At 67.5% G+C, this 12,399-nt stretch carries 11 protein-coding genes and 1 pseudogene; 6 read left to right on the forward strand and 6 right to left on the reverse strand.

Features of this window, described 5'->3' with window-relative positions:
- Window positions 1-384: 384 nt before the first annotated feature.
- The 3 genes from NA4_RS34565 to miaB all read right to left on the reverse strand — a co-directional run bounded on the left by NA4_RS34565 (window position 385) and on the right by miaB (window position 4,046).
- Entirely contained in the window at window positions 385-1,290 is a 906-nt protein-coding gene (locus NA4_RS34565) for a phosphatidylinositol mannoside acyltransferase (protein ID WP_067479684.1), read from the reverse strand.
- Between the two features lie 471 nt (window positions 1,291-1,761).
- Entirely contained in the window at window positions 1,762-2,496 is a 735-nt protein-coding gene (locus NA4_RS34570) for an Rv2732c family membrane protein (RefSeq protein WP_307188623.1), read from the reverse strand.
- Window positions 2,493-4,046 (reverse strand): tRNA (N6-isopentenyl adenosine(37)-C2)-methylthiotransferase MiaB, encoded by a 1,554-nt coding sequence (gene miaB / locus NA4_RS34575; RefSeq protein ID WP_174553035.1) that lies wholly within the window; start codon window positions 4,044-4,046, stop codon window positions 2,493-2,495. Before miaB ends, NA4_RS34570 begins: the two co-directional genes overlap by 4 nt.
- A 263-nt stretch (window positions 4,047-4,309) precedes the next feature.
- Here miaB and NA4_RS34580 point away from each other — a divergent pair, with 263 nt between their 5' ends.
- The 5 genes from NA4_RS34580 to NA4_RS34600 all read left to right on the forward strand — a co-directional run bounded on the left by NA4_RS34580 (window position 4,310) and on the right by NA4_RS34600 (window position 8,041).
- Window positions 4,310-5,038: an amino acid ABC transporter ATP-binding protein gene (locus NA4_RS34580; protein WP_067479700.1), complete on the forward strand. Its 729-nt coding sequence runs from the start codon at window positions 4,310-4,312 to the stop codon at window positions 5,036-5,038.
- Window positions 5,039-5,089: 51 nt separating this feature from the next.
- Window positions 5,090-5,926, forward strand: coding sequence for a glutamate ABC transporter substrate-binding protein (locus tag NA4_RS34585; protein ID WP_067479686.1), 837 nt, complete (start codon window positions 5,090-5,092; stop codon window positions 5,924-5,926).
- Between the two features lie 104 nt (window positions 5,927-6,030).
- Window positions 6,031-6,711, forward strand: coding sequence for an amino acid ABC transporter permease (locus NA4_RS34590; protein WP_067479689.1), 681 nt, complete (start codon window positions 6,031-6,033; stop codon window positions 6,709-6,711).
- On the forward strand, window positions 6,708-7,610 hold the full coding sequence (locus NA4_RS34595; protein WP_067479691.1) for an amino acid ABC transporter permease: 903 nt from the start codon (window positions 6,708-6,710) through the stop codon (window positions 7,608-7,610). The genes NA4_RS34590 and NA4_RS34595 overlap by 4 nt, the downstream gene beginning before the upstream one ends.
- Window positions 7,607-8,041 (forward strand): DUF1801 domain-containing protein, encoded by a 435-nt coding sequence (locus tag NA4_RS34600; protein ID WP_084497717.1) that lies wholly within the window; start codon window positions 7,607-7,609, stop codon window positions 8,039-8,041. Before NA4_RS34595 ends, NA4_RS34600 begins: the two co-directional genes overlap by 4 nt.
- Before the next feature lie 241 nt (window positions 8,042-8,282).
- Here NA4_RS34600 and recX read toward each other — a convergent pair whose 3' ends face one another.
- From recX to NA4_RS34615, 3 genes are all read right to left on the reverse strand, one after another.
- Complete coding sequence (recX, locus tag NA4_RS34605) at window positions 8,283-8,816, reverse strand: recombination regulator RecX (RefSeq protein ID WP_067479705.1); 534 nt, start codon at window positions 8,814-8,816, stop codon at window positions 8,283-8,285.
- 451 nt (window positions 8,817-9,267) lie between these two features.
- A complete protein-coding gene (recA, locus tag NA4_RS34610; protein WP_067479693.1) occupies window positions 9,268-11,403 on the reverse strand; it encodes an intein-containing recombinase RecA in 2,136 nt (711 codons plus the stop codon).
- Between the two features lie 169 nt (window positions 11,404-11,572).
- Entirely contained in the window at window positions 11,573-12,016 is a 444-nt protein-coding gene (locus NA4_RS34615) for an Lrp/AsnC family transcriptional regulator (protein ID WP_245671723.1), read from the reverse strand.
- Window positions 12,017-12,092: 76 nt separating this feature from the next.
- On the opposite strand from NA4_RS34615, the pseudogene NA4_RS34620 reads away from it, so the two are divergent.
- Window positions 12,093-12,399 (forward strand): annotated as a pseudogene (locus tag NA4_RS34620) (MFS transporter); the annotation flags it as partial.

Below are 12,399 nucleotides of genomic sequence, written 5' to 3' on the forward strand. Positions count from 1 at the left end.
TCGGCCCGGCGCACAAGCGGCTCCCCCGAGCCTCCGCTCGGCCCGGCGCACAAGCGCGGCTCCCCCGAGCCTCCCCGGCCCGGCGCGGGCTGACGGACTACGTCCGCCGGGGTACCGGCCCAGATCGAACGACGGCGATCCCCTCCGCTCGGAGGGGATCGCCGTAGCATTCGATGTCGGAATCCGGACGCAGACGTAATAGTGGGGTTCGGGTGGGCACGGGACAAAACGTGGCGGATGCACGTTCATCGGTTGTGGCGTCATCGGACGCTGCTGCCATGGCCGATAGGGCCGGATTGTTGAATTCGGGCACGGTGCGACCTCTGATGGTCCTCCTGCACCCGCCCCCACCAGGCGCGATGGCGGCGAGGTGTGGCCGCGGGGTCAGCCTGAGGGGTTGCTGCGAGCATGCCCGCGGGCGAGCCGGTCGGCGGTCCACACCGGTTGCAGCATGTGCCAATCGGCCGGGTACGCGGCGATACCGGCGGCGAAACGGTCGGTCATAGCCTGAGTCGTGTGCTGCACTCCGCCGGCGGTGTCGATCGGCGCGCCGACGTGGAAACCCCAGCCGGCGGGGGTGAACCAGCAGTGCACCGGCAGCAGGGGTGCACCGGTATCGATCGCCAGCCGCGCTGGACCGGCCGGCATGCGGGCCGGTTCGCCGAAGAAAGTGACCGGCACGCCCGCTCCGGTCAGGTCACGTTCACCGAGTAGGGCGACTATCCGCCCCTGCCGAAGCCGCGCGATCAGCTGCTCGAACGGTGGTGTCGCGCCGCCGGTGAGCGGGACGATTTCGAAACCCAGACGTTCACGGAAGCGGACGAAGCGCCGGAACAGCGATTCCGGTGTGAGCCGCTCGGCGACGACGGTCGGTATGCCCACCCGCTGCACCAGCCAGACCCCTGCCAGATCCCAGTTGCCACTGTGCGGCAACGCCAGCACCGCACCGCGTCCGCGCTCGACCGCCTCGTGGATGTGGTGGAGCCCCGTGGCCGAGGATTCGATGATCTCGGTCAGCCGCACCGGATCCATCGACGGCAGCCGGAACGCTTCGCACCAGTAACGCGCGTAGGAACGCAGGCTCGCGCGCACGAGGTCGTCGGGCACCTGCGCCGGTGTGGTGGACAGTACCCGCGCCAGATTGCGCCGCAATTGGACCGGTCCACCACCTCTGGCCGCGCGATCGGCCGCGATGCCGAACAGGCCGAGCGCCCACCGCTGTGGCAGGGCACGTATCAGCCGCCAACCGGCCGCGTACCCGAGATCCCAGGCTCGCGCCTTCGGGTTCACTGATCACCGCTGGCCGTTACAGCGGCATCATCCGCCGCCGCGGCACACGATACGGCGCTGCTGAACACCGGACGGCACGCCACCACCTCCTTGCCAGCCGGTGACGAGGTAACGGCGGGTTCCTCGAGATGACTGAACAGGCTCGGCGGCGGCTGATATTTGCGATTCATCCCTGAAGTCTCCTCCCATATACCGAAACAGGAGAAACGAGTCCGTCATGTGCGCCCGACCATCCTGCTGTGATCAGCCGCCATCGAGGACGACGCCGCTGGTCGGCCCCAGCACAGGCTCAGCATCGTTTACCCGCAATCCTCGCCGGCAATCGGTCCATGAACCGCCGGCGCTCAGCCTGGTCGTCTCGTCGTCACCATCGAGCTGCGTCGTTCAGGTGCTCGCCGCCGAATCCACCCGATTTTCGGCCGATGCTGTCGCGACCGCGGAGGGGTCGCTGTTCGCCGGCGCGAACTCTCGTCAGGAGTCGCCGGTGAGGCGGCGGTCGCGTTCCTCCGCGACAGCGGCGGCGTTGCGGCGCTGCTCTTCGGCGGCCAAGTGCAGCGCGGTGCGGCTCCAGACCACGCGCACCCAGTGGAAGGTGAGCACGATCGTCACGATCGCGCCGAGGATCAGGCCGATACCGGGGCCTGCGCCGACGTAGTTGCCCAGCCCGGGGGTCTGGCGGTGCCAGATCGAGAGGACACCGAACACGCTGGCGACAGCGCTGCCCGCGACGGCGATCCAGGCCAGCACCCAGCGGCGGGTCATCAGCGCCAGCGTCGAGAAGCCGATGCCGAAGACCACGACGAACCAGACGAAGACCCGGGAGGGCAGCCCGATGTGCTCGGTGCCCGCGACCTCGGTGTTCAACAGCACATCGAAGCCGCGTGCCGTGCCCGCGTGCGGCAGGACCAGCGACACCAGCAGCAGGAACACCGCTCCCGCCACGACCATGGCGCGGACGCCCGGGTCGATCTCCCCCGCGATCTTGCGCTCGACGGCGTCCAGATCGTCGCGGAACTGTTCGAAGTCGTTGGTTCTCTCGACCGAGCTCACTGAATCCTCGTTTCGTTCGTCGTCGCCGGCGCTCGGGGACTCCCCTGCCTGCCCCGGGGTCTGCGCGGACGCGCCGCGCTCGTCGTCGCCGGAGACGGGTTCGGCCCCGTCGGCGCCGCGCGTGGCGTCGCCTTCGTCGTCCGGCTTCGTGGTCATGCGCCGCAGCCGGTCGAGCAGCTCGCGGCCGCCGGCTCCGGAGCGGGCGCGCCGATGCGCGGCAGGCCCAACCCCACGCCGATGGGCTCGGTCTTCGGTGTGACGCCGCGCTCGTGCGCGTCACCGGCGCGGGTGCGGCGATGGGTCTTGACCGCGGCGTCGGCGATCAGATGATGCGGCGCGGCGCCGGTGATGTCGACGGTGACCAGATCGCCGGGACGGATCGGCTCCGCGGTGTCGCCGGGCCGGAAGTGCACCAGTCTGCCGTCGCGGGCACGGCCGCTCATCCTGGCGGTCGCGGCGTTCTTCTTGCCCGCCCCGTCGGCGACCAGCAGCTCCACCTCGGTGCCGATCAGCTCCTGGTTGGCGGCCAGGGAGATCTCCTCCTGCAACGCGATCAGCCGGTCGTAGCGCTCCTGCACGACGGCTTTGGGCAGCTGATCGGGCATGTCGGCGGCGGGCGTGCCCGGCCGCTTGGAGTACTGGAAGGTGTACGCGCTGGTGAAGCGTGCCTGCCGGACCACGTCCAAGGTCTCCTGGAAGTCCTCCTCGGTCTCACCGGGGAAGCCGACGATGATGTCGGTGGTGATCGCCGCGTGCGGCATCGCGGCACGCACCTTGTCGATGATCCCCAGGTAACGCGCCTTGCGGTAGGAGCGCCGCATGGCCTTGAGCACCCGGTCCGAACCGGACTGCAAGGGCATGTGCAGCTGCGGGCAGATGTTCGGGGTCTCGGCCATCGCCTCGATCACGTCATCGGTGAACTCGGCCGGGTGCGGCGAGGTGAAGCGAACCCGCTCCAAGCCGTCGATGCTTCCGCACGCGCGCAGCAGCTTGGCGAACGCGCCGCGGTCGCGCGGCTCGGCCGGGTCGGCGAACGACGCGCCATAGGAGTTCACGTTCTGGCCGAGCAAGGTCACCTCGAGCACGCCTTGGCCGACCAGCGCTTGCACCTCGGCGAGCACGTCACCGGGGCGGCGGTCGACCTCCTTGCCGCGCAATGCGGGCACGATGCAGAAGGTGCAGGTGTTGTTGCAGCCAACGGAGATGGAGACCCAGCCCGCGTAGGCCGATTCACGCTTGGCGGGCAGGGTGGACGGGAACGCCTCCAGCGATTCCAGAATCTCCACCTGGGCTTCCCGGTTGTGCCGGGCCCGCTCCAGCAGCACCGGCAGCGAGCCGATGTTGTGCGTGCCGAAGACGACATCCACCCACGGCGCTTTGCGCACCACGACGTCGCGGTCCTTCTGCGCCAGGCAGCCGCCGACGGCGATCTGCATGCCGGGCCGGCTCGCCTTGATCGGCGCCAGGTGGCCGAGCGTGCCGTAGAGCTTGTTGTCGGCGTTCTCGCGCACCGCGCAGGTGTTGAACACGACGAGGTCTGCTGTCGCGCCGGGCGCGGCCTTCACGTATCCCGCGTCCTCCAGCAGGCCCGACAAGCGTTCGGAATCGTGCACGTTCATCTGGCAACCGAAGGTGCGGACCTCGTAACTGCGTGCTGTGCCCTCGGCGGGCGCTGGAGTCAACACTGCCTGTCCGATCGAATCCACCCACTAAGGGTACGGGGCCGCGTCCGGCGGGTTTCGCGGGCATCGGTGCAGGCTCGCGGGCAAATTTCCGGCCGCCCTCGGCACCGGCCGGCACGGTGCGCCGAGGTGTTATGTCGGCGTGTCGAGACGGTGTGTCGCCGAAACCCGGGCAAATCCCCGTTTTTTGCTTAAGGTCTTGAACCATGACCGATGACGCCGCCATCCCCGACACGATCGGGGACGCTCCTGCCGGGGCCGTCAGCGCCGCCACCAGCGCGCCGCCGATGATCTCGATGCGCAATGTGGACAAACACTTCGGCGACCTGCACGTACTCCAGGACATCAACCTCGAGGTCCCCAAAGGACAGGTCGTCATCGTTCTGGGCCCCTCGGGTTCCGGCAAGTCGACGCTGTGCCGCACCATCAACCGCCTGGAACCCATCGACTCCGGCGACATCGCCGTCGACGGTGTCCCGCTGCCCGCCGAGGGCCGCGCGCTGGCCGCGCTGCGCGCCGATGTCGGCATGGTGTTCCAGTCGTTCAACTTGTTCGCGCACAAGACGATCGTGGAGAACGTCATGCTCGCGCCGATCAAGGTCCGCAAGATCAAGAAGGACGCCGCCCGCACCCGGGCCATGGAACTGCTCGACCGGGTCGGCATCGCCAATCAGGCCGAGAAATACCCGGCCCAGCTCTCCGGCGGACAGCAGCAGCGCGTCGCGATCGCCCGCGCGCTGGCGATGAACCCGAAGGTGATGCTGTTCGACGAGCCGACCTCGGCACTCGACCCGGAGATGGTCAACGAGGTGCTCGAGGTGATGGTGTCGCTGGCCAAAGACGGGATGACCATGCTGGTCGTCACCCACGAGATGGGGTTCGCCCGCCGCGCCGGAAACCGGGTGCTGTTCATGGCCGACGGCCAGGTGGTGGAGGACGCGCCGCCGGACGTCTTCTTCACCGCCCCGAAGTCCGAGCGCGCCAAGGACTTCCTGGGCAAGATCTTGAGTCACTGACCCGCCGGACACAGCGGCCAGCAACACCCACGAGAGGGAGAAGGAAACCCGATGAGGATCAACCGTGCCCTGCGATTCGGTGTCGGGGCGATCGCCCTGGCACTCGCCGCCGCGACCGCCACCGGCTGTGGCGGCGGCGACGACAAATCCGCCCTTGACCACGCCAAGGACGGCAAACTCACGATCGGCATCAAGTTCGACCAGCCGGGTCTGGGCCTGCGCAACAAGGACGGCTCCTACAGCGGCTTCGACGTCGAGGTGGCCAAGTACGTCGCGGGCAAGCTCGGCGTGCAGCCCGAAGGCATCACCTTCAAGGAATCCCCCTCCGGCCAGCGCGAGACGCTGATCGAGAACGGCCAGGTCGACTACATCGTCGCCACCTACTCGATCAATGACCAGCGCAAGGAGAAGGTCGACTTCGGCGGTCCGTACTACATCGCGGGGCAGTCGCTGCTGGTGCGTGCCGACAACACCGCCATCAACGGCCCCGACGACCTGAAGGGCAAGAAGGTCTGCTCGGTGAAGGGCTCCACCCCGGCGCAGAACATCAGCAAGAACTTCCCCGACACCCAGTTGCAGGCCAACGACACCTACTCGCTGTGCCTCGAGGGCTTGCGCGCCGGTTCGTGGGACGCGGTGACCACCGACGACATCATCCTGGCAGGCTACGCCGCGCAGAGCACCGGCGCGTTCAAGGTGGTCGGCAAGCCGTTCACCACGGAGAACTACGGCATCGGGTTGAAGAAGGGCGACAAGGAGCTGCGCGACAAGATCAACGACGCGATCGAGGCGATGATCGCCGACGGCTCCTGGAAGAAGGCGTTCGACTCCACCGTCGGCGCCTCGGGCTACCAAGCCCCGCAGCCGCCGACGGTGAACCGGTACTGAGTTCCTCCGTCTTCCCGAGCACGGGTGGCCCGGCTCCGACCGGGCCGGGCCGCCCGCCGCACTTCCCCTGACCATCGAAACCCGATCGGAGGGACGCGTCCGTCGTGTTCGACCTGATCTCGAGGTACGACACCGAAATCCTCGAAGCCTTCTGGGTGACCATCCAGCTGACCGTGCTGTCGGCGATCGGCGCGCTGATCCTGGGCACCGGCGTCGCCGCGCTGCGGGTGTCGCCCGTGCCGGTGGCGCGCTGGGTCGGCACCGCCTACGTCACCATCTTCCGCAACACCCCGCTCACGCTGATCATCGTGTTCATGTCGCTGGGCCTCTACACCACGATGGGCTGGCGGCTCGCGGGTGAGGGCCCGGATTCGCTGGCGCAGAACAACTTCCGCTTCGCGGTCGTCGGTCTGAGCATCTACACCGCCGCCTTCGTCTGCGAATCACTGCGCGCGGGCATCAACACCGTGCCGATGGGCCAGTCCGAGGCGGGCCGCTCGCTCGGCTTCGGCTTCCTGCAGAACCTGCGGCTGGTCGTGCTGCCACAGGCCTTTCGCTCGGTCATCGCGCCGCTGGGCAGTGTGCTGATCGCGCTGACCAAGAACTCCACCATCGCCTCGGCCATCGGCGTCGCCGAGGCCGCGACCCTGATGGCGGAGATGACCGAGACCGAGGCCGCGGTGCTGGCGATCGGCGCGATCTTCGCGCTCGGCTTCGTTATCCTGACCCTGCCGACCGGCCTGTTCTTCGGCTGGCTGGCCAAGCGTTACGAGGTGGCCCGATGAGTTCAGCTGCTTCGGTTCTGTTCGACGCGCCGGGCCCGAAGGCGAGGCTGCGCAACAACCTCTATTCGGTCCTGGTCGTGGTGGTCATCGCCGCGGCGGTGTGGGTGCTCTACCGCGGGTTCGCCGACAAGGGACAGTTCACCGCCGAGAAGTGGAAGCCGTTCCTGGAAGCCGAGGTCTGGTCGACCTACCTGCTGCCCGGTCTGCGCGGAACGATCGTCGCCGCGCTGCTGTCGATCGTGCTCGCGTTGATCCTCGGCATGATCTTCGGCGTGCTGCGGCTGTCGGAGCATCGAGTCGTGCGGTGGGTGGCGGGTGCGATCGTCGAGGTGGCGCGCGCCATCCCGGTGCTGATCCTGATGATCTTCCTGTTCGCGGTGTTCTCCGACTACGACCTGTTCAAGTCCGAGGACCTCGCGCTCGCCGCGGTGGTCACCGCGCTGACGGTCTACAACGGCTCCGTCATCGCGGAGATCGTCCGGGCGGGCATCCGGTCGCTGCCGAAGGGGCAGACCGAGGCGGCCGTCGCACTGGGCATGCGCAAGAACCAGCTGATGCGCTTGATCCTGCTGCCGCAGGCGATCACGGCGATGCTGCCCGCGCTGGTCTCGCAGATGGTCGTCGCGCTCAAGGACTCGGCGCTCGGCTACCAGATCACCTACGTCGAAATCGTGCGCTCGGGCCAGCAACTCGGCGCGGCCGAGCAGAACACCGTCCCGGCGCTGATGATCATCGCCGTCATCATGATCGCGCTCAACAGCGCGCTGACCCTGGTGGCGACCAAGCTGGAACAGCGACTGCGGGCACGCAAGCGCGGGAAGGGCGCAGGCACCGTCGTCGCCGCGGACTCCGTCATCACCGACGCGGCGCCCGGCGTCGACATCGCGACGAAACCGTGAGCATCGACGAGCAGGAGTTCGAACGGTTCCTTGCCGCGGCGGGTGACCGGGCTTCGGAGTTGCGTGCGCTGGACGCGGTGATCCGCTCCAGCGCACCGACTTTCGAACCGGTACTCACCAAGGGAATGGGTGCGCCCATGCTCGGGTACGGGATGATTCCGTACCAGTCCAAGAGCATGAAGCAACCGGGCGAATGGCCGGTGGTAGCGCTGGCCGCACGCAAGAACTATGTGTCGCTCTATATTTCGGCACTGGAGGCCGGAGAGTACGTGGCGGAGCGGTACGCCGACCGGCTCGGGAAGGTCAACTGCGGGAAATCCTGTATCCGCTTCAAGCACTTGGACGATCTGAACCTGGAGGCGGTGCGGGAGATCCTGCGCGAACTGGAGCGGCGCAAGCTCGCCGGAGAGAAGCTCTACGGCGAGCCCTGATACGAGTATCACGTGGCCGTGGCGAGCACGGCGCGAGCAGGCACGACTCGTTCGGGCTGACCGCAGCCGGGTTGGCGATCGGCGCGGTAGTGCTGGCGGCGGTCACTCCGTCATGGACGGTGCCTTCGGGCCTGCTCACCACCCCCGCACTACTCGGCGGTCACGTGCTGCCGGGTGCCGGTCTCCGTCGGCCCGGCGGGTTGATAGTGCTCACGGGTCGGGCCTTTGTCGTGTCGAACCATCAGTCGATCGGGTCGATGAGATCGCTGTCGACGCCATGGTCGGCTAGTGCCTCCTTGACCACTCGGTAGGCCGTGGGCTGGGCGTAGCCACGTCGGGCGAGCATGCCGACAAGGCGCCGAATCGCCTTGTCGTGGTCCAGGTCTCGCGGGAGGGACCGCATTTTGCGACGGACCAATTCGGCGGCGCGGGTTTCCTCGTCATCGGTGGTGATCCCCGCGAGGGCGGATGCGGCATCCGACTGCGCGACGCCTTTGCGCCGAAGCTCCTGAGCCAGCGCCTGCTTGCCTCTGCCGGAAAAGGTGTGGCGGGAGTGCACCCACTGCTCGGCGAAGGCGGCGTCGTCTACGAGGCCGACCTCGGTCAGGCGATCGAGTGCCCGTTCGCTCACTTCCGGCGAGTACCCCTTGGCGGTCAGGCTCCGGGCCAGCTCAACTCGGCTGCGCGCACGGACGGCGAGCAGGCGAAGGCATGCCTCCTTGGCCTGCTCGACTGTCCCGCCCGGTGAGTTGCGCTCCGAAGACGACCGGCTCACGCCTGGTTCCGCCTCGGGCGCATCCCACTCGGGTCCGGTCGCCACCGGATCACTCCAGCGGCTCTCGGCCCGTTCGACATGGGCCGACTGTGGATCACTGTGCCGGAACGTATTCCGGCGTCCTCGCCGGGACCCGGTCGAGCGCACCCGCTGCGGATCGGGCGCGCCCGACCGAGTTCCCATGGTGTCCACCTCGGCCGAACCACCATCGGCCGACCGGACAGGTCCCCGTCCCTGCTGCTCCGGCCGGAATCCGGCGGTCACCGGACCCGCTGATCGGCCTGCCGCAGCAGATACGTCGGAATCGTGCTCGCTCGCATGGGACACACCCGCTGCCGTCCCGGCGTCATCGACACCGAGACGAGCCAGCTGCCGCCGCATGTCGGCGATCGGATCGGAGGGCGGCTTCGCCCCCGCACCCCGACCCGACGAACGCCGACTGTTCATCGACTCAGAAATCGGCCGGTACCTCGGCGGCCCCATCCGCGGTCACATCGGCACCGATACCGAGCTTCTCCTTGATCTTCTTCTCGATCTCGTCACGGACATCGGTGTTCTCCAACAGGAACTTACGAGCATTCTCCTTGCCCTGGCCGAGCTGATCGCCCTCGTAGGTGTACCAGGAGCCGGACTTACGGATGAAGCCCTGCTCGACGCCCATGTCGATGAGCGAGCCCTCCTTGGAGATGCCGTGCCCGTAGAGGATGTCGAACTCGGCCTGCTTGAACGGCGGCGAGACCTTGTTCTTCACGACCTTCACGCGGGTGCGGTTGCCCACCGCGTCGCTGCCGTCCTTGAGCGTCTCGATGCGGCGCACGTCCAGGCGCACCGACGCGTAGAACTTCAACGCCTTGCCGCCGGTGGTGGTCTCCGGCGAGTTGTGCACCATCACGCCGTCGACGAAGTAGTTGTGGTTACCCTCGACTTCGATGTCGAACCGATGCATCGACCGGGTCTCCGGCTTCACGTGCACGCCCAGCACCCGCGCCGGCACCAGCTTCTGAACCGGTTCGGTGAACTCGGGCACAACATTCCCCAAGCTCCGGAATCGTGGCAGCAGCTTGTATTCCATCGACGGCGTCACGTAGGGCGCAACCAGTTCCTGGAACTCGGCGGTGGCCTGTGTCGAGAACACCAGCACCGCCTTGCCCGCGGTTCCGGCAGAACGCAACCGCACGTCGAGCTGGTAGGTGTCGCGCAGGTAATCACGCACCCGAACGCGCGACCCCTCGCTCATCGCCTCGACGCAGATCTCGATACGGCCGCTGCCGCCCGCTGTCCGCTCTTGCACTCCCTTGGACCGCAGCGTGAAGGAGCCATCATCCATGTACCAGATCGCCAGGGCGAGTGGGGTGAGGGCTTTGAGAAAGTCCTCGGAGAGGAACTTCTTGCCGTCGCCCAGATATACCGCGCGCTGCAATTCGCCGAGTTCAGGCAGCGGGGTGAAGTCGACGAACTTGGCGCCCTTGTCGTTCACACGCACCGAATGCTCGATGTTGCCCAGCAGCGAGACCTTCCAATCCAGGTACTCGTGCTGTTTGGCACCGTGCCCCATCCGGAAGCGAACCCCATTGCGGTCGAAGCGGTTCGGCGACAGATTGCCATCTCCCATCAGCGAACCGAGAACAACCTGCAGTTGCTGATCGCTCAGGCGGAATGTCTCCGTAGACAGCACACGGTCACCCGCGATGATTTCTCCTGCCTCGGTCCAGCCACCTGGAGTGCGGATGAGGTGGTTCGGGGTAGCGGCAAACTGCGAGCGGCCGTTGCCGCTCGACTTCTCGACGGTGAACTGCAGGAAGTGATCGGCTGGACCGTTGTCGAACCAGTTCACAATGCGCCGAGGCACGATCATATTCGTGTCGGGGTCGTAAGAGAGCACCTCGACATCCATCTTCTGGTTGACGATCTTGCCGATCTTCTCGGTTGTGCCGTCGGCCAGCTGAACCCGAGTGTGGTAGTTGAAGCACCCGAACATCACGCCGATCTTCTCGCGCAGCTGGTTGATGAAGATCGCGGTGGTGCCGGAGTTGTTCAGCGCGCTGGTCATCTTCCGCAGCGCCTGGCTCATCAGGCGGGCCTGCAGACCGACGTGGCTGTCGCCCATCTCGCCCTCGATCTCCGCGCGCGGCACCAGCGCGGCCACCGAGTCGATGACGATGATGTCGATGGCGCCGGAGCGCACCAGCATGTCGGCGATCTCCAGTGCCTGCTCACCGGTGTCGGGCTGGGAGACGAGCAGCGCGTCGGTATCGACGCCGAGCTTGCGGGCGTAGTCGGGGTCGAGCGCGTGCTCGGCGTCGATGAACGCCGCCACACCGCCCGCGGCCTGCGCGTTGGCCACCGCGTGCAGCGCGACGGTGGTCTTACCCGAGGATTCCGGACCGTAGATCTCGACGATGCGGCCGCGCGGCAGGCCGCCGATGCCCAGCGCGACGTCGAGGGCGATCGAACCGGTGGGGATCACCGAGATGGGCTGGCGCGCCTCCTCGCCGAGGCGCATGACGGCGCCCTTGCCGAAGCTCTTCTCCACCTGGGCCAGCGCGAGCTCGAGCGCCTTGTCCCGGTCGTACGCCTGTGGTGCCATGTCCTGATCCCCTTTTCGACGGGTGAGTCTCGTTCTGTGGTTGGCGCCTACAGTAGAGCGCGGCACCGACAAGTTCTGCCGACAACACTAGACGAACAGGTGTTCGAGTCAAGCGACGCGCCCGCCGACGCATCCCACCGTCCGCGCATCCTCGGCAAACGCCGCGCGATCACCGCACCAGGGCGATCCGATCGGTATCCAGCAGCGTCTGCGCCTGTTTGAACACGCGCAGCGAGGGCGCCACCTCGAGGCCGGTGATCCCGTCCAGCGCACCGAGCCCCTCGGTGACATACCGGTACAGGTGCGCGGTGTCGCGGCAGATGATCGACGCCATCAGATTGAACGACCCCGTGGTGGCGGCCACGTAGACGATCTCGGGATGCGCCGCCATCGCCCGCCCGACCGCATCCAGATCGGCCGGCCGCACGCGCAACCAGAGCGCACCGCGCACGCTATAGCCCATCCGCTCGATCGCGACGTCGAGGTCGAAGTAGAGCACACCCGCCGCCATCAGTTCGGCCATGCGCCGCGCGACCCGTGGCGCCGTCCATCCGGTTTCGGCCGCGAGCTGGGCATATGGCGCGCGCCCGTCCCGCGCGAGCAGCGCGAGCATCGCCTCGTCCGCCGCGGACAAGTCCACGGGCGCCAGCACTCCGCTGATCTCGCTGTGGCTGCAGCAGCACCTGCACATGTCGCCGCTGGGGGCAGGTCTGGCGATGCTCCCGATGGCCGTGACCGGGTTCGTGGTGTCGGGTGTGTTCGGGCGGTTGTTGCAGGACGTGGCGCCGAAGTGGACCGTCGGCGCGGGGTTGGTTGTGGTCGGTCTGGGTACCTGGCTACTCACGCTGATCGGTGCCGGATCCTCCTGGGTGGCCCTGATTCCCGGTTTCGCGGTGATCGGCGTCGGGATCGGCGTCAACGCGCCCGCGCTGGTGTCGGTCGGCATGGCGGCGGTGCCGCCGCAGCAGGGCGGCACCGCGGCGGGCGCGGTGAACA

It is taken from the genome of Nocardia amamiensis NBRC 102102 (assembly GCF_001612745.1).
GTDB classification, from domain to species: domain Bacteria; phylum Actinomycetota; class Actinomycetes; order Mycobacteriales; family Mycobacteriaceae; genus Nocardia; species Nocardia amamiensis.